Source organism: Shinella sp. WSJ-2 (assembly GCF_003432075.1).
Taxonomy (GTDB): Bacteria; Pseudomonadota; Alphaproteobacteria; order Rhizobiales; family Rhizobiaceae; genus Shinella.
The window spans coordinates 408217-431048 of record NZ_QWBU01000001.1 but is presented as its reverse complement, the minus strand read 5'-3'; the positions used below and the strand labels follow the sequence as shown (position 1 = coordinate 431048).

Here is a 22832-nt window from a genome sequence, read left to right as displayed (position 1 = left end):
CGGGGCCGGCAGGTGGCCCCGTCACGCCTTGTTGACGAAACCGTCGAGCACGCGTTTCTGGCCGGCGCGGTCGAAATCGATGGTCAGCTTGTTGCCTTCGATGGCCGACACATTGCCGTTGCCGAACTTCATATGGAAGACCCGATCGCCGACGGCGAATTTCGACGGTTCGCTCATGGTGGACTTCGCCACCAGTTCCCCGTCGATCGTCTTCGAGCGCGGGCCGCTTTCGCCATAACCGATGCGCTCCACCGCGTGGCCGGAGCGTGAGCCCCAGTTGTCGCGCGTGGCATCGGTGCGGTTGGCCTGCGCCCGACGCCAGCCGGGCGTCGAATAGGCGTTCTGGAACGGCTCCTGCTTGTCGAAGCGCGACTGGCCATAGCCGCCGCCCCGGCCATAACCGCCATAGGATTGCTCGACTTCCGCCACTTCGACATGGCCTTCCGGCAATTCGTCGAGGAAGCGCGAGGGCAGGGTCGATTGCCAGAGGCCGTGGATGCGGCGGTTGGAAACGAACCAGATGTGGCAGCGGCGCTTGGCGCGCGTGATACCGACATAGGCGAGGCGCCGCTCTTCCTCGAGGCCGGAGCGGCCGCCTTCATCCAGCGCGCGCTGATGGGGGAAGAGACCTTCCTCCCAGCCGGGCAAAAAGACGGTCTCGAATTCGAGGCCCTTGGCCGAATGCAGGGTCATGATCGAGACGGCATCCAGATCCGCGTTCTGTTCGGCATCCATGACGAGCGAAACGTGATCGAGGAAGCCGCGCAGCGATTCGAACGCTTCCATCGAGCGGATGAGTTCCTTGAGGTTTTCCAGCCGGCCCGGCGCTTCGGCCGATTTGTCCGCCTGCCACATGGCGGTATAGCCGCTCTCGTCGAGGATCTGCTCGGCAAGCTCGGTGTGCGGCGTGGTCTCCAGCAGCGATTGCCAGCGGCGGAAATCCGTGACGACGTCGAACAGCGCCTTGCGTGCCTTCGGCTTCAGCTCGTCCGTCTCGATGATATCGGCCGCGGCGGCGAGCATGGGGATGTCGCGGGCGCGGGCATAGTCATGCAGGTTGCGGATCGTCGTATCGCCAAGGCCGCGCTTGGGCGTATTGACGATACGCTCGAAAGCGAGGTCGTCGGCCGGCTGGCTGACGAGGCGCAGATAGGCCATGGCATCGCGGATTTCGAGCCGCTCGTAGAAGCGCGGACCGCCGATGACGCGGTAATTGACGCCGAGCGTGACGAAACGGTCTTCGAATTCGCGCATCTGGAAGGAGGCGCGAACCAGGATCGCCATGTCGTTGAGCTTGTGCTGCTTGCGCTGGAGCTGCTCGATCTCCTCGCCGACGGCGCGCGCCTCTTCTTCCGAATCCCAGGCCGCGTGAACGATGACCTTGTCATCGTCAGGATCGTGCCGGTCGGTGAAGAGCGTTTTGCCGAGCCGATCCTCGTTGTGGGCGATCAGATGGCCGGCGGCGCCGAGGATATGGGCCGTCGAGCGATAGTTGCGCTCCAGCTTGATGACTTTGGCGCCGGGAAAATCCTTCTCGAAGCGCAGGATGTTGTCCACCTCCGCGCCGCGCCAGCCATAGATCGACTGGTCGTCGTCGCCGACGCAGCAGACATTCTGCGGCGTGCCCTTGGGGCGCTGGGCAAGCAGGCGCAGCCACATATATTGGGCGGTGTTGGTGTCCTGATATTCGTCGACGAGGATATAGCGGAATTTCTGATGATACTCGGCCAGCACATCCGGATTGGCGCGGAACATGCGGATCGGGTGCAACAGAAGGTCGCCGAAGTCGCAGGCGTTCAGCGTCTTCAGGCGGTTCTGATAGGCGACGTAGAGTTCGCGGCCCTTGCCGTTGGCGAAGGCGCGGGCGTCGCCTTCCGGAATCTGCGCCGGATCGAGACCCTTGTTTTTCCAGCCGTCGATCATGCCGGCGAACTGTTTGGCCGGCCAGCGCTTGTCGTCGATGCTCTCGGCCTGGAGGATCTGCTTGATCAGGCGCACGACGTCGTCGGTGTCGAGGATCGAGAAATCCGAGCGCAGGCCGACGAGTTCGGCATGGCGGCGCAGGAGTTTCACGCCGATCGAGTGGAAGGTGCCGAGCCACGGCATGCCCTCGACAGCGCCGCCGACAAGCAGGCCGATGCGCTCTTTCATCTCGCGCGCCGCCTTGTTGGTGAAGGTCACGGCAAGCAGCTGGCTTGGGAAGGCGCGGCCGGTGGCGAGGATATGGGCGATGCGGGTGGTGAGCACGCGCGTCTTGCCGGTACCGGCGCCGGCAAGCACCAGAACGGGGCCGTCGACGGTCTCGACCGCCTCGCGCTGTTCGGGGTTCAGGCCGGACAGGTAGTCCGGCGCGCGCTGCGCATCGCGGGCTGCCATGGCGCGTGCGGCAATGCCGATACCGCCCGCCGGCTTGGCCGGGGCGGTGGGCTTGGCGCCGAGCTGCGGGTCTTCATCGAAGAAGGGAATGTCGTCGTAACCGCTGATCATGCGGCTCAATGTAGTGATTCGGGTCCGAAAGACCAGTTTTCCGTTCTGCTTTTATTCCGCAGGGAAAAAGATTGGCCCAGAGATTGTGGAAAGCGCCGCCGGCTCAGGGCTTTGCACGCTCCGCATCGAACACGGCATCCACGGGCAATTGCAGCGCTGTCGCCAACTGGTTCGTCTTGCCGGCAAGCGAGATGATGGCGAGCAGTTCGCCATATTGCGCATCCGTCATGCCCTTGGCCTTGGCGGCGGCAGTGTGGGAGTGGACGCAGTAGGAGCAGCCGTTGGTGACGGAGACGGCGATATAGAGCATTTCCTTGACCAGCGGATCGAGCGTCGAGGGCGTCGCGATTACGGCCTTCACCTCCGCCCAGGTGCGCTCCAGCAGCGCCGGATCGAAGGCGAGGTAGCGCCACATATTGTTGACGAAATCCGATTTCCTGACGGCGCGGATATCGTCGAAGACCGCCTTGACGCGTGGATCCGCTTCGATGTCTTCGGCTGGCTTGATGGTGCTCATGGGTGTCTCCTCCGGAAAAGGCCGGCGGCGAACCGCCGGCCGGCAGGTATCAGGCGAGGGCGAAGACGCGTGACGGGCCGCCCGTGCCGCCGCGCACTTTTGGCGCGCCGACGAAGATCGTGGCGCCCTTTGCCGGAAGCTGATCCAGATTGGCCGCGCCTTCAAGCCCCCAATGGCCGGAGGAGAGCCAGGCATAGTGCGTGGCGAAATCCGGTGAGACCCCGTAGTCGAGCGAGAGCGTGTCGACGGCGATGCCGACGGCGCTGGAATTTTCCGCGAGATATTGCACGGCTTCGACATGGAAGCCGGGAAAGTGCATCTTGCCCTCGGCATCGGCATTGCGGAACTTGTCGGTGCCGAGATGTTTGCCCCAGCCGGAGTTGAGCGCCACGCAGGCTTTCTCCGGCAGGTCGCCATTGGCTGCGATCCAGGCCTTGATATCGTCGGGCGTCAGCTGCGCATCCGGGTTGGCGTCGGCCTTTGCCCTGATATCGATGACGGCGAGCGGCACGACGAGATCGGAGACCGGGATTTCGGCGACCGACGTGCCGTCCTCGGAAAAGTGCAGCGGCGCATCGAGATGCGTGCCGGTGTGTTCGTTGACGCGCAGCTCGAAGAGATTGAACTTGTGTTCCTTGTAATTGAACTTCTGCTCGCGCCAGAACTGCTGCTGGCCGAAGAAGGTCGGGAAATCCTCGTAGAGCTCGTGCGTCAGGTCCGTCACCTTCGTTGGCGTCTGAGCGAGCGCGGGGCTCAGCGCGCCGGAACTTGCGGCGGCAACGGCCGCTCCGCCCGCAGCGGCGGCGCGGAAGAAGCTGCGTCTCGAAAGCATGCGGGATTTCACGGAGTCAATAATGCAAGCGTCGCACATGGTTTCCCCTCTCGTTCGATAGGTTTATGAAAGAATACTGAAATAGTTCGCGGCCTACGAGCCGATGGAAACGCTATCACAAGGGAAAGGAGCGTCCAGTCACGCCTATGCTCGGATAGGGCGCGGCGAGGGAAGATTTCTCCACGTTTTCTTACATTTCGGTAACGGATCGAACCTTCAATCTTACAATTCCGTAATGATCCGATTCTTTCATTGCCGGTTCATTTCCAAAACGGGATACTTGCCCTATGTCGCACTGCAAAAGGTGACGTTCGCTTCCATCGGAGAAAGAGTGCATGCGGGTTTGGAAACAGCTCCTTATCGGCCTTGGCGTCATTTCGGCCGGGGTCCTGCTCTGGGGTCGCTTCGCTCCCGGTGCAAACGGAGTGCTGACGGCCGCCGGCCTGCCGGCGTCGCTCGTCGCGGCCATCGCGCCGGCTTCCGATGAAAAGGCAGATGACGGAAATCAGGGAAGCGGCCGTCGCGGTGGTTTCGGCGGCGGGCCGACGCTTGTCGCCACCAGGCCGGTCGCCATGGCAACCGTCAACGATCGGCTGAACGCCATCGGCGACGGCGAGGCGATCCGCACGGTGACGGTCACGCCCTATGCTACCGGCAATCTTACAGAAGTCCTCGTCGAATCCGGAACGCGCGTGGAGCAGGGGGCGGTCATCGCCCGGCTCGACAGCGACGAGCAGAAGATCGCTGCCGATCAGGCGCGCGTCACCGTCGAAGCGGCCCAGCAGAAGCTTAAACGCCTGGAAAACCTGCGGTCCTCCACCAGCACGGCCGACCTGCAGGATGCGCAGACCGCGCTGAAGGCGGCGGAGCTTGCTTTGCAGAACGCCGAACTGACGCTGCGCCGCCGTGATATCACCGCACCCTATAGCGGCGTGGTCGGTATCATCTCCGTCAATCCCGGCGACTATGTCACGACCTCCACCGCCATTGCCCGCATCGACGACAGGTCGGAAATCCTCGTCGATTACTGGGTGCCGGAGCGGTTTGCCGTGAGCGTCAAGGTCGGCGGGGAGGTGAGTGCGACAGCCGTCGCGCGGCCGGGCGAGACCTTCACCGGCAAGGTGCAGGCGATCGACAACCGCATCGACCAGGAAAGCCGCACGTTGCGCGTCCGCGCGCGCATCGCCAATCCCGACGACGTGCTGCGCGCCGGCATGTCCTTCCAGGTGACCATGCGCTTTGCCGGCGATCTCTATCCGAGCGTCGATCCGCTCTCGCTGCAGTGGAGCGCCGACGGGTCCTATGTCTGGCGCGTGAAGGACGATAAGGTGGAGCGCGTGCCCGTCCATATCGTGCAGCGCAATCCTGATAAGGTGCTGGTCAAGGCCGAGCTTGCCGAGGGTGACGCGATCGTGACCGAAGGTGTGCAGACGCTGCGGCAGGGTGGCGCGGTGCGCACCGCCGAAGAGCGGCCCACGAAAGACAAACCCGCCGTCGCGGAGGGCACGTGATGTCGGGCGAGGCGAGTGGGATGAACGATGGCGGCAAGGCGGGCTTTACCGCGCTTTTCATTCGCCGGCCGATCCTTGCCCTTGTGCTCAACACGCTGATCATCATTGCCGGCCTTGCCGCTTTCACTGGCGTCGAAATTCGCGAACTGCCCTCCGTCGACCAGCCGGTCATCACCGTCACCACGGATTTCGATGGCGCGTCGCCCGAAACCATCGACCGCGAGATCACGGATGTCGTCGAGGGCGGCGTTTCGCGCGTGCAGGGCATCAAGAAAATCTCCTCCGTCTCGTCCTTCGGCCGCAGCCGCGTGACCCTGGAGTTCTCCGACACGACCGATATCAATCAGGCCGCCAACGACGTGCGCGATGCGCTCGGCCGCGTGACGAACCAGCTGCCCGACGATGCCGACGACCCGCGTGTCGTGAAGGCCGATGCGGACAGCCAACCGATCATGCGGCTTGCGCTGACCTCCGACACGCTGTCGCTGGAAGACCTCACGCTGCTGGCCGAAAACGAGATCACCGACCGCCTTGCCTCCGTCGAGGGCGTGGCCGACGTCGCCGTTTATGGCGATCAGGAGAAGATTTTCCGTGTCGATGTCGATCAGGCGAAGCTTGCCGCACGCGGGCTGACGGTGGCCGACCTGCGCAATGCGCTCGCGACCGCCGCCTTCGACGTGCCGGCGGGTTCGCTGAAGAGCCAGAGCCAGGATATCACGGTCCGCGCCACGGCCGATCTAACAAAGCCGTCCGATTTCGAAAACCTCATCCTGAAGAACCATGTGCGCCTCGGCGACGTCGCCATGGTCACGCTCGGACCGGACGAGGGCTCGACGGCACTGCGCTCCAACGGGCGGCAGGGCATCGGCCTCGGCATCATCCGCCAGGCGCAGTCGAACACGCTCGACATTTCAACCGGCGTCAAGCAGATGGTGGCGCAGTTCGGCACGATCCTGCCCGAGGGCACGCAGATCAAGATCACCAGCGACGACGCCGTCTTTATCGACGGCGCGATCCACGAGGTGGAGATCGCGCTCGTCGTTGCCGTCTTGATAGTGACGCTCGTCATCTATCTCTTCCTGCTCGACTGGCGAGCCACGCTCATCCCGACGATCAGCATGCCGATCGCACTGATCGGTACCATCGCGGCAATCTACATGGCGGGTTTCTCCGTCAACATCCTGACGCTGCTGGCGATCGTGCTCGCGACCGGCCTCGTGGTGGACGACGCCATCGTGGTGCTGGAAAACATCGTGCGCCGCCGGGCCGAGGGCCTGAAGCCGCGCGCTGCCGCCATTCTCGGCACGCTGGAAGTGTTCTTTGCGGTTATCGCGACGACGGCCACACTTGCCGCCGTCTTCGTGCCTCTCTCCTTTCTGCCCGGCCAGGCGGGGAGGCTCTTCCGCGAGTTCGGCTTCGTGCTCGCCTTCGCCATCCTGCTATCCTCCTTCGTGGCGCTGACGCTCTGCCCGATGCTCGCCTCGCGCATGCTGACGAAGGACATGACGCACGAACATACCGGCATCCTTGCCCGCATCGGCGGTGCCGCCTCACGCTTCTACCGCGCTTCACTCAGCGCCTGCCTCGGCGCGCCCTTCATCGTCTTCATCGTTGCGCTCCTCTTCACGGCGGCGGGCGCCACCTCGTTCTTCACCATCAAGTCCGAGCTGACGCCGACTGAAGACCGCTCGATGGTGATGCTGCGCATCAACGCGCCGCAGGGCGTCTCGCTGGAATATGCGCAGGACCAGATGAAGATCATCGAGGACAAGCTGCGCCCACTCTATGACGGCGGCGAGATCGTCAATATCTTCTCGATCTCCGGGCAGGGCGGCTCGACCAACAGCGGCTTCATGGTGCTGACGCTGGCGCCCTGGAGCGAGCGCGAGCGTTCGCAACAGCAAATCGTGCAGGATATCAACAAGGTGGTTGCCGAGGTGCCCTCGGTGCGCGCGTTCGCGCAGCAGCCCAACAGCCTCGGCATTCGCGGCGCCGGCAACGGCCTGCAGGTGGCGCTTGTCGGCAACGACTATACCAAGCTCGGTAATGCCGCGGCGGAACTGGTGCGAAAAATCCAGGACAGCGGCCGTTTCGAAAACGTGCGGCTCAATTACGAGGCCAACCAGGCCCAGCTTTCGGTGACCGTGGATCGCGAACGCGCGGCCGATCTCGGGATCGATATCACGGGTCTTTCCTCCGCCTTGCAGGCGATGCTGGAGGGCACGAGCGTCGTCGATATCTATGTCGACGGGCAGTCCTACCCCGTCAAACTGTCCTCCACGACGACACCCATCAACGATCCGATGGACCTCGAAAACATCTTCCTCAAGACCGGCGACGGCAAGATCGTGCCGATGTCCTCCATCGCGTCCCTGGAGGAGAAGGCCGTCGCGCCGCAGCTTTCGCGCGAGCAGCAGCTGCGCGCCGTCTCGCTCTCCGCCGGACTCAAGGATGGGCTGGCACTTGGCGATGCGCTCAGCATGGTCGAGGAGATGGCGCAACCGCTGCTGCCCGAGGGCTCGCGCCTGATGCCGATGGCGGAAGCCGCATCGCTGCAGGAAAATTCGAGCGGCCTCATCATCACCTTCGGCTTCGCCATCGCCATCATCTTCCTGGTGCTTTCGGCGCAGTTCGAGAGTTTCGTCAGTGCTGTGATCATCATGGTTACGGTGCCGCTCGGGCTGGCCTGCGCCGTCTTCGCGATGATCCTGACCGGCACGACGCTGAATATCTACAGTCAGATCGGCCTTGTGCTGCTAGTCGGCATCATGGCGAAGAACGGTATTCTGATCGTCGAATTCGCCAACCAGCTGCGTGACCAGGGCCAGGATATCCGCAGCGCCATCGAAAACGCCTCGAACATCCGCCTGCGGCCGGTCCTGATGACGATGATCGCCACCGTCGTCGGTGCGGTGCCGCTGGTGTTGGCAAGCGGGGCGGGCGCGGAGGCGCGCATCTCGCTTGGCTGGGTTCTCGTCGGCGGCCTCGGTCTTGCGACTGTCGTGACGCTCTATTTGACGCCGGTCGCCTATTTGGTCATCGCGCGCTTCACCAGCCCGCATGCCGACGAGGAGCGCCGCCTTGCCGCCGAGCTCCAGCATGCCGAGATGCTGGCGCGCGCTCGCGAGAAGGAGCAGCCGAAAGATGAGGCGCTGGCGCAGGCGGCGGAGTGACCGCCGCCGGAAATGCTTGGCATGACCGGATATTGCGGCTGGACAGCCGGGCGTCAATTTGCTGAGTAAACCTCAGAGAGTGAGGACCTTACCATGGCATTGGCGGATATCAGGACGGGCCAGCGCAACGAGACAGGGATCGCGGAGGCGGTGGCCCGACTTTCGGAGCGTTTCGGCACGCGGTTGCAGACCGGCGAGGCGATCCGCGGGCAGCATGCCCATACCACCACCTATATTCCAGCGCAGCTTCCCGATGCCGTCGTCTTCGTGGAAAACGCGGAGGAGGTGAAGGCGGTCGTCGGGCTTTGTGCGGACCTCAAGGTGCCCGTCATCCCCTTCGGCACCGGCTCCTCGCTGGAGGGGCAGGTCAATGCCCCCTTCGGCGGTATCTCGATCGATTTTAGCAATATGAAGCGTGTTCTCGAAGTGAATGCCGAGGATCTCGATTGCACCGTCGAGCCCGGTATCACGCGCGAGGAGCTGAACGTCTATCTGCGCGATACCGGCCTGTTCTTCCCCATTGATCCCGGCGCCAACGCGTCGATCGGCGGCATGGCCTCGACGCGCGCCTCCGGCACCAATGCCGTGCGCTACGGCACGATGAAGGACAATGTCCTCGCCGTCACCGCCGTCACGGCGACCGGCGAGGAGATCCGCACCGCCCGGCGGGCGCGCAAATCCTCCGCCGGTTACGACCTCACGCGCCTTCTCGTCGGCGCGGAGGGAACGCTTGGTGTCCTGACCTCCGTGACCCTGCGCCTGCAAGGCATTCCGGCCGTCATTGCCGGCGGTATCTGCGGTTTTCCGACGCTGAAGGATGCCAGCAATGCGGTGATCATGACCATCCAGCTCGGCATTCCCGTCGCCCGCATCGAATTGCTCAACACCTTGCAGATCAAGGCCTGCAACGCCTATTCCGGGCTTGACCTGCCGGAACAGCCGACTCTGTTCGTGGAGTTCCACGGCACGGAGGAGAGCGTGCGCCTGCAATCGGAAGACTTCGGCGCGATCGCCGCCGAATGCGGCGGCGGCGAATTCCACTGGAGCGCCGACGCCGAGGAGCGGGCGAAGCTCTGGAAGGCCCGGCACAATGTCTATTGGGCTTCCAAGGCGCTGCGGCCCGGCTATGAGGCGATCGCGACCGATGTCTGCGTGCCGATCTCGCGGCTGGCCGATTGCGTGGCGGAGACCGAGCGGGACATAGAGGCCCATGGTCTGCTGGCGCCGATCGTCGGCCATGCCGGCGACGGCAATTTCCATGTCTGCGTGGTCTTCGACGACAAGGACCCGGCCCATGTGGAAAAGGTCGAGGCCTTCGTCGGCCGTCTCAATGCCCGCGCGCTCTCCATGGACGGCACCTGCACGGGTGAACATGGCATCGGCCAGGGCAAGCAGGCTTTCCTGCCGACGGAGCTTGGCGGCACGGTGACCCTGATGAAGCAGATCAAGCTGGCGCTTGATCCCGACAACATTCTTAATCCCGGCAAGATTTTTTCGACCCTGTAGCGGCCTTTCGCGTTATCCTGACGCAGGTAATTGGAATTCGAGGCATGCGGCGTGCTTTCTAGGATCATGCTTATCGGTGGCGGCTTGGTGGTGGTGGCGCTCTTTGCGGCGCTGCTGGCGCCGCTCTTCATCGACTGGACGAGTTTCCGGCAGGATTTCGAGCGGGAGGCGAGCCGCATCATGGGCCGCCCCGTCACCGTGCATGGCAGCGTCGATGCCCGCCTTATCCCGTTCCCGTCCGTGACACTAAACGACGTGCGCGTCGGCTCGCCGGAGGAGGGCAAGCCGCTGGTCGAGGTTGCGCGGTTCTCGATGGATGCGGAACTGGCGCCGTTCCTCTCCGGCGAGGCACTGATCTTCGATATGCGCATCGAGGAGCCGAAGGCGCGGATCAAGCTCTTCAAGGACGGCACGCTCGACTGGGCGCGCGGCCGCAAGTCGGATATTCCCGCCCGCACCGTCATTCTCGAAAATGTCGCCATCATCGGCGGCGATATCGAATTCGTCGACGAGCAAACGGGGCGCACGCGCCATGTCACCGGGCTCGATGCGCAGATTTCGGCGAAAACGCTGGCCGGTCCCTGGCGCATCGATGGGCGCGGCGCGCTCGATGGCGAGAGCGGGGCTTTCCAGCTGTCGAGCGGGCAAGTGGAGAATGGTGCGCTCTCCATGCGCACCCGCATCGTGCCCGACAATCTCGCTTTCACCGCCGATCTCGACGGCGCGCTCAAGATCGTCGATTTCCGTCCGCAATATCAGGGCGGGTTCACCGTTTCGGAGAAACAGCGGCCGAAGGGCGACGCGCCCGGCGATCCAATCCGCATAGCCGGCAAATTCGAGCTTTCCAACGAGCGCGTGCGCATTCCGGAATATCGGCTGGAAGCCGGGCCTGCCGCCGATCCCTATGTGGTGACGGGCGAGGCGACGCTAGACACCGGCCGCGCGCCGGAGTTCCTGTTGATCGCCGATGGCCAACAGATCGACGTTTCGCGTATCGGCGCGAGCGGCGAAACCGGCAAGACCGGCCGCGACCCGCAGCTTTCCGCCCGTCAGCGGCTTCAGGCGCTGTTGGCGATCGCCGCCGACATTCCGATCCCTCAGGTGCCCGGCCGCGCCAGCCTTTTCCTGCCCGCCGTTGTTGTGGGCGATACGACGGTGCGCGAGATCCGCCTCGACGTGAAGCCCGACGGCGATGGCTGGCGCATTGATCGCGCGGATGCGCAGCTGCCTGGACGCACCGCACTGGAGGCGAAGGGGCGGCTGACATTGCGCGAAAACCGCGGCTTCGTCGGCAACCTGCTGGTTGCGTCGAACCAGCCGTCGGGCCTCGCCACATGGCTTGCCGGCTCCGTCGATCCGGAAATCCGCAAGCTGAAGACGGCAGGGTTTTCCGCCGACGTTAACCTGACCGATGCGTTGCAGCGATTCGAGAATCTCGAAATCGCCATTGGCGGCGCGTCGCTGAACGGCCGGCTGGAACGCGAATCCCGGAGCGATGCCGCGCCGACCCTGTCCTTGGAATTGCGCGGCAACGAGGTTCAGCTGGAATCTCTGCAAGCGCTCACCGGTCTCGTCGCCGGCGATGCCTCGCTCGGCACGCTGGCCGACCACGCGATGGCGCTGGATATCAAGGCGGATCGCTTCATCGCTTTCGGTGAGACGGCCAGCGGCGTCAATGCGGCGCTGTCGGTGAAGGATGGTTTGCTGACGCTGAGCCATCTCGATGTCGCCGCGCTCGAGGGGGCGACCCTGTCGGCCAGCGGCACGCTTGGCGGAACGCTGCTGGAGCCGAGCGCCGGCATCGACGTGAAGCTGAAGGCGCAAGCCATGCGGCCGGTCGGCGATCTCCTTGCGCGGCACCTGCCAGCCCATCCGCTTCTCAGCCGTTTCATTGCCAATGCTGGCTACTATGACAATGCCGACCTCTCCATCCGCGCGACCATGGCGCAGGATAAGCCGGCGGTGCTGACCGTTACCGGCCCCGTCAACGAGGGGCGTCTGGAATTGAAGCTCTCGGCGGAAAGGCTGGCCGATCTCCTGGCCGGCAGCCGCTTCGAGTTGGAGGGCAGCCTGTTCAACCCGCAATCCGTCGTACTCGCCGGGCAGATCGGGCTCGATCCGCTGCCCTTCGACGGCGAGCCTGACGCCAGCGCCACCTTCCGCGTGGCGCAGCCGCAGGGGGGGCCGGCAATGGTATCGGCCGCCTTCAACGCGGGCAGCACGACGATTTCGGCGAAGGGTACGGCAGTGATTTCCGCCGACCGGTTCCTCGACGGCACGCTGGCCGTCACCGCCAAGAGTGATGACATCGAACCCTACCTGATGATGAACGGCATTGCCGCGCCGCAGGCGGGCGCGGGCTTGCCGGTCTCCTTGCAGGCCTCGGTCGCGATCAGTCCCGAAGCCGTCGCTATCACGCATATTGCCGGGCAAGCGGACCGCAACGCGTTTTCCGGTAACCTAAGCTTCGATCGCGCGGCGACCGTGCTCAAAGGTACGGGCGCCCTGCATTTCGATACGGTCGATTTCGCCTTCCTGGCTGAGGCCATCGCCGGCCCGGTGCAAGATGTCGTCGAGGGCGGGCTCAATACCGCGCCGCTGGTGCAGCCGCTGCAGGATGCCGCCGATGTCTCCGTCGCGCTGTCGGCCGTTTCCTTCTGGCCCGGGCTTTACGGCGCGGTTGAGGATTTCAAGGGCAATCTCCAGTGGAAGGGTGGCGAGCTGACGCTCGACGATATGGACGGCGGCTGGCTCGGCGGGCGGCTTTCGGGCCGCCTCAAGGTGGCCAATGCCGATGAGAACGGCCTCTTCGAGGCGCGCGCACGCCTGACGGGCGCCGATCTGTCGAAGATCGCCTGGACCGGACCACAAGGTGCCGTCGCCACCGGCAAGGCGGATGTGACGCTCGCCGTCGATGCCTCCGGCAAGAGCATCAGGAGTATGGTTGAGGGCGCGAGCGGTTCCGGCGAGGTGCACGTTTCCGACCTGACGCTGCACGGGCTCGATACCGGGGCGCTGGCGATGCTACTGGCGAATGCAGACCGTATCGAGGGTGATGTCACGCCTGAACGGGTCGCAAACTTCGCTGTTGATGCGGTTCTTCAGAAGGAAGCGGCCCTTGGCGAGGTGCGCATTCCCTTTGCGCTGGCCGGCGGCAGGCTGCGCGTGCAGAGCGTGACGGCCGAGGATGCGAAGGCGGCTCTGACGGGCGATGCGGATGTCGATCTTGCCGGCGATACCATGACGGCGCGGCTTGCCGTCAGCTACAAGGCGGGCGAGGAGGCGCTGGCGGGCGCCGAACCGGAAGTGGTTCTCGGCTATCGCGGCCTTGTCGAGGCGCCCGGTTTCGAGATGGACGTGCAGCCGCTGGCGAATTTCCTGTCGCTGCGCCGCTTCGAGACGGAGCGCCGGCGGGTCGAGACGTTGCAGGCCAATGTGCTGGAAAAACAGCGCCTTCGTCGGGAGGCGGCGCTTTACCGTTCCCGTGCCGAGGCGCGGGCGGCCCTTGCCGAGGCGACACGTTTGCAGGCCGAGGAAGAGGCGCGCCGCAGGGCCGAAGCGCTTGAGCGGCTGGAGCAGGAGCGTTCGACGCGCGCCGCCGCCGAGGAGGCCGAGCGCGTGCGCCGCAAGGCTGCGGACGACGCGCGCCGTCTCAAGGAAGCCGAGCAGGAGGCGCGCCGGCTTGCCGAGCAGCGGGCGGCCGAAGAGGCGCGCAGGGCGGAAGATGAAGCGAAGCAGCGCCGTCTGGTCTCGCCCGGAGAGGATGTCGAGCGCGGCGAGGACCTGCCGCCGATCGATGGTGGGCAGCTGAATTTCGACGGCCTGCCGGGCGTCAACTGACCGGGCTGTCGGCCACTCGTTCCTTCAGCCATTCCAGCACGTAGAGCCGTAGCGCCGAGGAGAGATTGTCGTCCACGGCGCGCGTATCGTCGATCTCGCGGATGAGGGCGGCGAGCGGTAGCGCTCGCCCGTCGGCGATACCCTTCAGCATGTCGTGGAAGGCCGGCTCCAGCGAAAAGCTCGTGCGGTGGCCGTGCAGGGTGGTGGAATATTTGCGGATCATGCCTTGCGCATCGATTCAAGGGTTTGGGAAATCGATTCCGGTTTTTCCGGCAAAGGCTTGAAAAGCTTTCAGTCCTTCGTCTCGTCGGGCCGGTCGGATTGATCGAGCCGGCCCTGATCGAGGGTCTTTTCCGCTTTCTCGTTGATGGCGCGCGTCAATGTCTTCTCGGCCTTCGTCCGACCGAAGGTCAGCCGGTTCTGCTCGGCCTGCTTTTCCTTTGCGGAGCGGGCCTTCTGCTTGCGGAACTGACGAAGATTGACGACGTCGCCGCTCATCGGAAGCTCAGTTCTTCTTGCGGAAGGAATCGAGCGAGACGACCGAGCCGCCCTTGTTATCGTCGCCACCCGTCGGAGGCGTGGGCTCTTCGCCCGCATCCTCGGCTTTTTCGGGGGAGGCGGGATAGGCGGTGATCTCGGCGGAGTGCTCTTCCTCCTCCTCGGCCGCCGGAACGTCGAATTCCAGCTCGAAGCTCACCGAGGGGTCGTAGAAGCCGCGGATGGCATTGAACGGAATGACCAGCTTTTCCGGCGTATCGGAGAAGGAGAGGCCGATCTCGAACAGGCTCTCGGTGACCTTGAGGTCCCAGAACTGGTGCTGCACGACGATCGTCATCTGCTCGGCATATTTCGCCTTGAGGTGCTGCGAGATGCGCACGCCGGGGGCATTTGTCAGGAAGGTGATGAAGAAATGGTGCTCACCAGGCAGGTGGCCGGTCACCGCGACTTCGGACAAAACCTTGCGAATGACGCTGCGCAGCGCGTCCTGGGCGAGAATGTCGTAGCGAATGTGGTCTTGCGCCATCCGTTCCTGTCTTTCTTCCTGCTGCCTTTATATTCAGGCATTACGTCTCATCTCATGCCTTCCGGCACGAGTCATCTGGCACAGCTATAGACCATTTCAACGGATTGGAGAAGGTGAAGGCTTCTGTTGCCAGGTGCCTTCGGACCCCGCCTGCCGGTGCGACCCGTCAGGACTTTGAGTGAAGTGTCACACCGCGATTAAGCAGCGAGACGAGCTTCCGCATAGTTGTCGTTTGCAACTACAAGTTTAGCCCGATAACGGTGGTACAATGCCGAGCAAAAAGTCGATCTTTACGCCCTTGTCGATCCTATTTCGCCCCCATCAAAAGCCGGTCCGTCAAGGATTGACCGGTTTTTGGTGGAGGCGCCGGGTACCGCCCCCGGGTCCAATGGGTTTATTACACCGCCCGTTTATTGCCATAGCTGCCGAGGCAGCACGTCACATATAGGCATTCCCCGCTTCCAAGAAAAGGGTTTTGTGACGGGAATTCCGATTTACCTTCAGGCGGTTTCGGCAAGTGGCGGGGCTTCGTTCGCCCAGCGGCTCTGGAATTCGGCGAGCGGGACGGGCCGGCCAAAATAATAGCCCTGGAAAATCGTGCAGCCGAAGGACTGGAGAAGCATCAGCTGTTCCTTTGTCTCGATGCCTTCGGCGACGACGGAAAATTCCAGCATGCGGGCAATGTCGAAGATGCTTTTCAAGAGGATGCGGTTGCGTTTGCTCTGCGGCGCGTCCTGCACGAAGGATCGGTCGATCTTGATCTCGTGGATCGGCAACTGGCGCAGGTGGCTGAGCGAGGAATAGCCGGTGCCGAAATCGTCGAGCGAGAGGATGATGCCGGTGGCGCGCAGTGAACGCATCTTCTCGACGATGCCGTCGACGTCGTGGACCATCATGCTCTCGGTCAGCTCCAGCTTGAGGCGCGTCGGATCGAGTTCGCGCGCCGTTATGCGGGCTAGCAGGGTCTCGACGAAATCGGCTCTCATGAACTGGTCGACGCTGACATTGACCGATAGTTTCAGATGGCGCGTCGGCTCCTCCTGCTGCCAGAACGCAAGCGTGCGGCAGGCCTCTCCCAGCACCCAGTCGCCAAGCGCCGGCATCAGGCCGGCCTGTTCGGCCGCGGGAATGAATTCGGCCGGCGAAATATAACCTCCGCCGGGCCGCTTGCGGCGCAGCAACGCTTCGGCACCCGACACCTTTCCGGCTTCATCCACCTGCGGCTGGTAAAAGAGCTCGAATTCCCGGTTGGTAAGGGCGGCCTTGATATCGCGCGCCTGATCAAGGTTTCGCGCGAATTTCAACTGCATCACGTAAATGCCGCCGCACAGCAGAGTGACGGCGATGATCGAGTTCACCCAGGTGCCGAAGGTGCGGAATTCGTCTGCGATCGGCTGCGTCACCGGGGCGGTGAGATTGGTGCTTGAGAAGACGATGAACGACCCGAGGCACAGCACGATGACGGCAAGCTGCAGTCGTGAACGCTCGCGCTGGTAATTGATATAGCCGAGCAAAGCGAGGACCAGAAGGAAGATATGCGTGACGCGCGGCGCCACGGTGTCCGGGACGTCGAAGACGAGGCAGAAGACCAGAATGATGAAGAAGAAGGAGACCTGAGAGAACAGCAGGGCCGCTGAGAGTTGGCGGCGATGCGCCAGGAGAAAGCTCATAAGAGCGACTGCGATAACGGCGATATCGATGCCGACCAGGGCCCAGGCCTGCCGGGATGCAAAGAAGATACCCCAGCCGAGCGCCATTGCCGCAACGGCCAGAGAGGCGGCGCCATAGGCAAGCCAGAATCTCTGCGAATGGTCTTCCGTCTGTCGCACTTGCCGCTACCGTCGTTATAGCGGCGTGACTACCGTTTGCCGCTGCCTACATCTCTACGTGGTATTCCTTCAGAAAGTGCAAAAATGTAGGTGCTGCCCCTGTGGGTTTCGGAGATCGCCCATTGTCACTTGACTCACCGCTTGTGCAGGAAAACCATGGCCGCGCGTCAGGCTCGCCATGATGGCAGCACGCATGTCGATCGTAGAGGAGACAGCATGACCGATTATCTTGCAGATGTCCGCAAATATGACAGCGGTGCCGACGAGGCCGTCGTCAAGAAGATCGTGAGCCATCTCGGCATCGCGCTGCGCAACCGCGACTCCTCGCTTGTCTCCTGCTCCGATCCCGCGGAGCTCGAGCGTGTAAAGGAGAAATGGTGCAGCAAGAAGTTCGGTGTCACGGGCGACGCTGCCGATAAGGCGGTCGAGGCCGTCTGCAAGACGATGGCCGACGATCGGACGAAGTCGCGGGTCACCTTCTACTATCTGACCGCCAAGGAACTCGGAAAACTCGGCGCGCTCGCCTGAGAAAGGCTCAGCCTGAAAAAACAACGTCCTTGAGGAAAACGGGGAAATCCCATTTCGCTCTTTGGTCGTCGCCGTTCGCGCATTAGTATCTCACGCTAAACAACGAATCGGCGGCGACCATGCAGCAATATCTCGACCTTCTCGCCCATGTGATGGAAGACGGCTCCGACCGCGGAGACCGGACCGGCACGGGCACGCGCGGCGTCTTCGGTTACCAGATGCGCTTCGACCTGTCGGAAGGTTTTCCGGTTCTGACCACCAAGAAGCTGCACCTGCGCTCGATCATCCATGAACTGCTATGGTTCCTGAAGGGCGACACCAATATCGGCTATCTCCACGACAATGGTGTCACCATCTGGGATGAATGGGCCGATGAGAAGGGCGAACTCGGCCCGGTCTACGGCTATCAGTGGCGCTCCTGGCCGACCCATGACGGTCGTCATCTCGACCAGATCGTTGCCGTTATCGATAGCATCAAGCGCAATCCGAACTCCCGCCGTCACATCGTCTCGGCCTGGAACCCGGCGCTCGTCGACGAGATGGCGCTGCCGCCATGCCATTGCCTGTTCCAGTTCTATGTGGCGGACGGCAAGCTTTCCTGCCAGCTTTACCAGCGTTCGGCGGATATCTTCCTCGGCGTGCCGTTCAACATCGCCTCTTACGCGTTGCTGACCATGATGGTGGCGCAGGTGACGGGGCTGCGGCCTGGCGATTTTGTGCACACGCTTGGCGACGCGCATATCTATGCCAACCATTTCGAACAGGTGCGCACGCAGCTGACGCGCCGGCCGAAGCCGCTTCCGTTCATGAAGATCAATCCCGATGTGAAGGACCTTTTCTCCTTCAAATTCGAGGACTTCGAGCTGGTCGGCTACGAAGCCGATTCATCCATCAAGGCGCCTATAGCCGTCTGATTTCCGGGAAACCGCATGAGCCAGGTCAAGATCGTCCTCGTCGTCGCCGTGGCGAAAAACGGCGTTATCGGCCGCGACGGCGACCTGCCGTGGCGCCTGCCGTCCGACCTGAAGCGTTTCAAGCAGCTGACGCTCGGCAAGCCGGTGCTGATGGGTCGTAAGACATGGGATTCGATCGGCCGGCCGCTGCCGGGGCGCCCGAACATCGTCATCACCAGGGATACGACATTTTCCGCACCAGGCGCGGAGGTAGTCTCCTCGCTCGACGCGGGGCTTGTTTCCGCGCGGCGCGAAGCCGAAACACTCGGCGTAGATGAGGTCTGCATCATCGGCGGCGGGCAAATCTATGCGCAGGTCTTCGACCGCGCTGATATTCTGCATGTCACCCATGTCGAAGCTGACGTCGAAGGTGACACGCGCTTTCCCGAAATAGACCCCGCCGTCTTCGAGAAGGTCGTCGAAGAGCCCATTCCCCAGGGCGAAAAGGACAGCCACGCCATGCGCCTAGTCACATGGCGTCGGAAAACAGCGGCTTAGAGCCCCAAATCGCGTCGATCACGAACTATTTTGCTGCACGGGCGCGCATCCCGTCGTGGATTTGTTGAAAGGTGCCTGAGGGATACCTATAACGGGTTCACCTAGCGTTGCGCGGCGAAACAATCCGCGAAACACTCAGCAACAGATCGATGGCTGGTTTTCGCGGTTTGCGGAGATGCGCCAAGGGGACATGAAAGAAAGAGGTATTGATGCCCTGGAGCAATCAGAATGGCGGCGGCGGCCCTTGGGGTGGCGGCGGCAGCGGCGGTGGTGGAAACAATCAGGGGCCATGGGGGCAGGGTCCGAACCGTCCTCGCGGCGGCGGTGGCGGCAATGGCGGCCCACCGGACCTTGAGGAAATCATCCGGCGCGGCCAGAACCAGCTGAAGAACGTCATGCCCGGCGGTTTCAACGGCGGCGCCGTTGTGATCGGCCTTTTGCTTCTCGGTGTCTTCTGGCTGATGAACTCCATCTACACCGTTCAGCCGGACGAGCGCGGCGTCGAGCTGCGCTTTGGCAAGCCCAAGCAGGAAATCTCCATGCCTGGCCTGCACTTCCACATGTGGCCCTTCGAGACGGTCGAACTCGTCAAGATCACCGAGCAGCAGCAGAATATCGGCCGCCGCGCGGCTGCGTCGAATTCCGATGCCTCCGGCCTGATGCTGACGGGCGACCAGAACATCGTCAACGTGCAGTTCTCGGTGCTCTATTCGGTCACAGACCCGCAAGCCTATCTCTTCAATCTCGAATATCCTGCCGAAACGCTGCAGCAGGTCGCCGAAAGCGCCATGCGCGAGGTTGTCGGCCGCCGTCCGGCGCAGGATATCTTCCGCGATAACCGTCAGGCGATCGCCGAAGGCGTGAAGACGACGATCCAGGCGACCATGGACGCCTATGGCGCCGGCATCTCGATCAACACCGTGGCTATCGAAGACGCCGCTCCGCCGCGCGAAGTGGCCGACGCGTTCGACGAAGTGCAGCGCGCCGAGCAGGACGAAGACCGCTTCGTCGAAGAGGCGAACCAGTACGCCAACCAGAAGCTCGGTCTTGCCCGTGGTCAGTCCGCGCAGATCCGCGAAGAGGCGGCCGCCTACAAGGACCGCGTCGTCAAGGAAGCAGAAGGTGAGGCGGCTCGCTTCCTTTCCATCTACGAACAGTACAAGGCAGCGCCCGATGTCACCCGCAAGCGTCTTTTCCTTGAAACCATGGAAGGCGTGATGAAGAACTCCAAGAAGGTCATCATCGATGAAAAGCAGGGCGGACAGGGCGTGGTTCCCTTCCTTCCCCTCAACGAGCTTGGTCGCACTGCCGGCCAGCAGGCAGGAGGCACGCAGTAATGGGTAACCGTTTGCCAGCCATCCTGATCGCCATCGGCGTTCTCCTGTTCATCGCCTATTCCTCGGTGTTCGTCGTCAACGAACGCCAGCAGGCGATCGTCATCCGCTTCGGCCAGATCCAGGACGTCAAGTCCGAGCCCGGCCTCTATTTCAAGCTGCCCTTCGGCTTCATGGACGCCGACAGTGTCCAGTACATCCAGGACCAGGCGCTGCGCTTCGATCTCGACGATATCCGCGTGCAGGTCTCAGGCGGCAAGTTCTACGAGGTCGATGCCTTCGTGGTCTATAAGATCACCGATGCCCGCCGCTTCCGCGAAGCCGTTTCGGGTGACCGGGAATCGGCGGAATCGCGCCTGCGCACCCGCCTCGATTCGGCTCTGCGCCGCGTCTATGGTCTGCGTGGCTTCGAATCGGCTCTCTCCGAAGAGCGCGCGTCGATGATGCGCGAGGTTCGCGGCGAGTTGACCAATGACGCCTCGAACCTCGGCCTGACGATCTCCGACGTTCGCATCCGCCGCACGGACCTGACGCAGGAAGTCTCGCAGCAGACCTTCGACCGCATGAAGGCCGAACGTCTGGCGGAAGCCGAACTCATCCGCGCCCGTGGTAACGAAGCCGGCCAGCGCCGCCGCGCCATCGCCGACCGTCAGGTCGTCGAGTTCATCGCAGCGGCCCAGCGCGATTCGGAAATCCTGCGCGGTGAAGGCGAAGGCGAGCGCAGCCGCGTGTTCGCCGAAGCCTTCTCGCAGGATCCTGCCTTCTTCGACTTCTACCGGTCGATGAGTGCCTATCGGGAAGCGATGGGGACGTCGGACACGACGCTCGTGCTCTCGCCGCAGTCGGAGTTCTTCCGCTACTTCGAGGACGCTGCCGGCACGAAGCCTGCCGCATCCGCGACGACCGGCACGGCCACCACGCCGGCAACGGCAAACTGACGACATGGCCGATTTCCTAATGGGAATCGCCTTCTTCCTGATCATCGAGGGGCTGGTGTACGCACTGGCCCCTTCGGTTTTGCGGCGCATGGCGGAGATGTTGCCGCAGGTTCCCGAAAACCAGCTCAGAGCGAGCGGGCTCTTTGCCATCGGGCTCGGCGTGCTGATGGTCTGGTTCATCCGGGGTGCGTGACGGCGGCCCTTGCAGGAACCCGCGAAGACGGGCATGACTTTCACATCAATTCACCGTGGCGGACTGATTTTTGCCGTATCCGGGGCAAACACTCGCCATGAGATCCGGAACGAATGGGGATGCCTGATATGGCTTTGAAGACGACGTCCAGCGCAGCCAAGGCGGCGCTTGCGCTCGCGGTTACTTTCTCGCTGGTGGCAGGACCAATCGCCGTACCGGCCGCCGCGCAGGTGAAGCCGACGAACAACGGTCCCGAATCCGTGGCCGACCTCGCCGAGAGCCTGCTCGACGCCGTCGTCAACATTTCCACCTCGCAGAACGTCAAGAGCGACGACAAGGCGCCCATTCCGCAGGTGCCGGAGGGATCGCCTTTCCAGGATTTCTTCGACGAATTTTTCAAGGGCGAGGGCGGCGAGGGCGGCAATCAGGGCCAGACGGTCAATTCGCTGGGCTCCGGCTTCGTCATCGACCCCTCGGGCTTCATCGCGACGAACAACCACGTTATCGAGGGCGCCGACGATATCGAGGTGAATTTCGCCAATGGCTCCAAGCTGAAGGCCAAGCTCGTCGGCACCGACCCGAAGACCGACCTTGCGCTGCTCAAGGTCGAGCCGAAAGCACCGCTGAAAGCCGTGCCCTTCGGCGATTCCCGCACCATGCGCATCGGCGACTGGGTGATGGCGATCGGCAATCCGTTCGGTCTTGGCGGTTCGGTGACGGTCGGCATCATTTCGGCACGCGGCCGCAACATCAATGCCGGCCCCTACGACAACTTCATCCAGACGGACGCCGCCATCAACCGCGGCAATTCCGGCGGCCCGCTGTTCAACATGCATGGCGAGGTTATCGGCATCAACACCGCCATCATCTCGCCCTCGGGCGGCTCGATCGGTATCGGCTTCTCCGTGCCGACCGAGCTGGCGCAGAACATCTTCACGCAATTGCGTGAGTTCGGCGAGACCCGCCGCGGCTGGCTTGGCGTGCGCATCCAGCCCGTCACCGACGATATTGCCGAAAGCCTCGGCATGAAGGAGACCAAGGGCGCGCTGGTGGCTGGCATCATCAAGGACGGCCCGGTCGATAACGGCTCGATCCAGACGGGCGACGTCATCACCCGCTTCGACGGCAAGGATGTGCATGAGATGCGCGACCTGCCGCGCGTCGTCGCCGAAAGCCCCGTCGGCAAGGCGGTCGATGTGCTGCTGCTGCGCGACGGTAAGGAGATCACGGTCAAGGTGACGCTCGGCCGTCTCGAGGACGGCGAGAAGCAGGCCGATGCCGGCGATGAGCTGGTACCGGAAGAAGGCACGATCGAAGAGGGCACGACGCCGGACACCGGCGAGAAGGCCGCGCCCGCCCCGGCCGATCTGGTGCTCGGCATGGCGATCAGCGATCTCGATGCGGATGCCCGCAAGACCTTTGATATCGTCGAAAGCGTCAAGGGCGTCGTCATCACCGAGGTCGCGCCGGATTCGGCCGCGGCCGAGCGCGGCATCGTGCCGGGCGACGTGATCGTCGAGATCGGCCAGGAAGCGGTGACCACGGCCGAGGAAGTCACGACCCGCGTCGACAAGCTGAAGTCGGAAGACCGCCGCAACGCGCTGATGATGATCGCCAACCATACGGGCGCGCTGCGCTACGTCACGGTTCGCATCGATTGAGACAAAAG

The 22832-nt window shown here is 63.2% G+C and carries 18 protein-coding genes and 1 other RNA gene; 11 read left to right on the top strand and 8 right to left on the bottom strand.

What is annotated here, in order from left to right; genetic code table 11:
* Positions 1 to 21 precede the first annotated feature (21 nt).
* The 3 genes from D0Y60_RS02135 to D0Y60_RS02125 form a co-directional block, all read right to left on the bottom strand.
* On the bottom strand, positions 22 to 2487 hold the full coding sequence (locus tag D0Y60_RS02135; protein WP_117367038.1) for a UvrD-helicase domain-containing protein: 2466 nt from the start codon (positions 2485 to 2487) through the stop codon (positions 22 to 24).
* 103 nt (positions 2488 to 2590) lie between these two features.
* Complete coding sequence (locus D0Y60_RS02130) at positions 2591 to 3004, bottom strand: carboxymuconolactone decarboxylase family protein (protein WP_117366482.1); 414 nt, start codon at positions 3002 to 3004, stop codon at positions 2591 to 2593.
* Positions 3005 to 3053: 49 nt separating this feature from the next.
* The gene (locus tag D0Y60_RS02125) at positions 3054 to 3875 is read right to left on the bottom strand and encodes a cyclase family protein (RefSeq protein ID WP_117366481.1); all 822 of its coding nucleotides are present in this window, start codon (positions 3873 to 3875) and stop codon (positions 3054 to 3056) included.
* Positions 3876 to 4171: 296 nt separating this feature from the next.
* Between D0Y60_RS02125 and D0Y60_RS02120 the strand changes: the two genes are divergently transcribed.
* From D0Y60_RS02120 to D0Y60_RS02105, 4 genes are all read left to right on the top strand, one after another.
* Entirely contained in the window at positions 4172 to 5347 is a 1176-nt protein-coding gene (locus D0Y60_RS02120; protein ID WP_117366480.1) for an efflux RND transporter periplasmic adaptor subunit, read from the top strand.
* Between the two features lie 20 nt (positions 5348 to 5367).
* Entirely contained in the window at positions 5368 to 8520 is a 3153-nt protein-coding gene (locus tag D0Y60_RS02115) for an efflux RND transporter permease subunit (protein WP_245409063.1), read from the top strand.
* A 93-nt stretch (positions 8521 to 8613) separates the two neighbouring features.
* Positions 8614 to 10026, top strand: coding sequence for an FAD-linked oxidase C-terminal domain-containing protein (locus D0Y60_RS02110; protein ID WP_117366478.1), 1413 nt, complete (start codon positions 8614 to 8616; stop codon positions 10024 to 10026).
* Between the two features lie 51 nt (positions 10027 to 10077).
* Positions 10078 to 13866, top strand: coding sequence for an AsmA-like C-terminal region-containing protein (locus D0Y60_RS02105; RefSeq protein WP_245409062.1), 3789 nt, complete (start codon positions 10078 to 10080; stop codon positions 13864 to 13866).
* Here the strand turns inward: D0Y60_RS02105 and D0Y60_RS02100 are convergent.
* From D0Y60_RS02100 to D0Y60_RS02080, 5 genes are all read right to left on the bottom strand, one after another.
* On the bottom strand, positions 13859 to 14089 hold the full coding sequence (locus D0Y60_RS02100; RefSeq protein WP_117366477.1) for a ribbon-helix-helix domain-containing protein: 231 nt from the start codon (positions 14087 to 14089) through the stop codon (positions 13859 to 13861). The genes D0Y60_RS02105 and D0Y60_RS02100 overlap by 8 nt on opposite strands.
* Positions 14090 to 14157: 68 nt before the next feature.
* Entirely contained in the window at positions 14158 to 14364 is a 207-nt protein-coding gene (locus D0Y60_RS02095; protein WP_117366476.1) for a DUF4169 family protein, read from the bottom strand.
* Between the two features lie 7 nt (positions 14365 to 14371).
* Positions 14372 to 14890: an SspB family protein gene (locus tag D0Y60_RS02090; protein ID WP_117366475.1), complete on the bottom strand. Its 519-nt coding sequence runs from the start codon at positions 14888 to 14890 to the stop codon at positions 14372 to 14374.
* A gap of 112 nt (positions 14891 to 15002) precedes the next feature.
* Positions 15003 to 15364, bottom strand: a transfer-messenger RNA (tmRNA) gene (ssrA, locus tag D0Y60_RS02085).
* A 26-nt stretch (positions 15365 to 15390) separates the two neighbouring features.
* Positions 15391 to 16719 carry an EAL domain-containing protein gene (locus D0Y60_RS02080; RefSeq protein WP_117366474.1) on the bottom strand — a complete coding sequence of 443 codons (1329 nt, stop codon included), beginning with the start codon at positions 16717 to 16719 and terminating at the stop codon, positions 15391 to 15393.
* A gap of 216 nt (positions 16720 to 16935) precedes the next feature.
* Between D0Y60_RS02080 and D0Y60_RS02075 the strand changes: the two genes are divergently transcribed.
* The 7 genes from D0Y60_RS02075 (at position 16936) to D0Y60_RS02045 (ending at position 22824) form a co-directional block, all read left to right on the top strand.
* The gene (locus D0Y60_RS02075) at positions 16936 to 17247 is read left to right on the top strand and encodes a DUF2853 family protein (RefSeq protein ID WP_117366473.1); all 312 of its coding nucleotides are present in this window, start codon (positions 16936 to 16938) and stop codon (positions 17245 to 17247) included.
* Between the two features lie 119 nt (positions 17248 to 17366).
* Positions 17367 to 18161 (top strand): thymidylate synthase, encoded by a 795-nt coding sequence (locus D0Y60_RS02070; RefSeq protein WP_117366472.1) that lies wholly within the window; start codon positions 17367 to 17369, stop codon positions 18159 to 18161.
* 15 nt (positions 18162 to 18176) lie between these two features.
* The gene (locus D0Y60_RS02065) at positions 18177 to 18698 is read left to right on the top strand and encodes a dihydrofolate reductase (protein WP_117366471.1); all 522 of its coding nucleotides are present in this window, start codon (positions 18177 to 18179) and stop codon (positions 18696 to 18698) included.
* 209 nt (positions 18699 to 18907) lie between these two features.
* The gene (gene hflK / locus D0Y60_RS02060) at positions 18908 to 20035 is read left to right on the top strand and encodes an FtsH protease activity modulator HflK (protein WP_117366470.1); all 1128 of its coding nucleotides are present in this window, start codon (positions 18908 to 18910) and stop codon (positions 20033 to 20035) included.
* Positions 20035 to 20970: a protease modulator HflC gene (locus tag D0Y60_RS02055; protein WP_117366469.1), complete on the top strand. Its 936-nt coding sequence runs from the start codon at positions 20035 to 20037 to the stop codon at positions 20968 to 20970. The genes hflK and D0Y60_RS02055 overlap by 1 nt, the downstream gene beginning before the upstream one ends.
* 4 nt (positions 20971 to 20974) lie before the next feature.
* Entirely contained in the window at positions 20975 to 21163 is a 189-nt protein-coding gene (locus D0Y60_RS02050; protein ID WP_117366468.1) for a DUF2065 domain-containing protein, read from the top strand.
* A 128-nt stretch (positions 21164 to 21291) separates the two neighbouring features.
* On the top strand, positions 21292 to 22824 hold the full coding sequence (locus D0Y60_RS02045) for a DegQ family serine endoprotease (RefSeq protein ID WP_245409061.1): 1533 nt from the start codon (positions 21292 to 21294) through the stop codon (positions 22822 to 22824).
* Positions 22825 to 22832 lie beyond the last annotated feature (8 nt).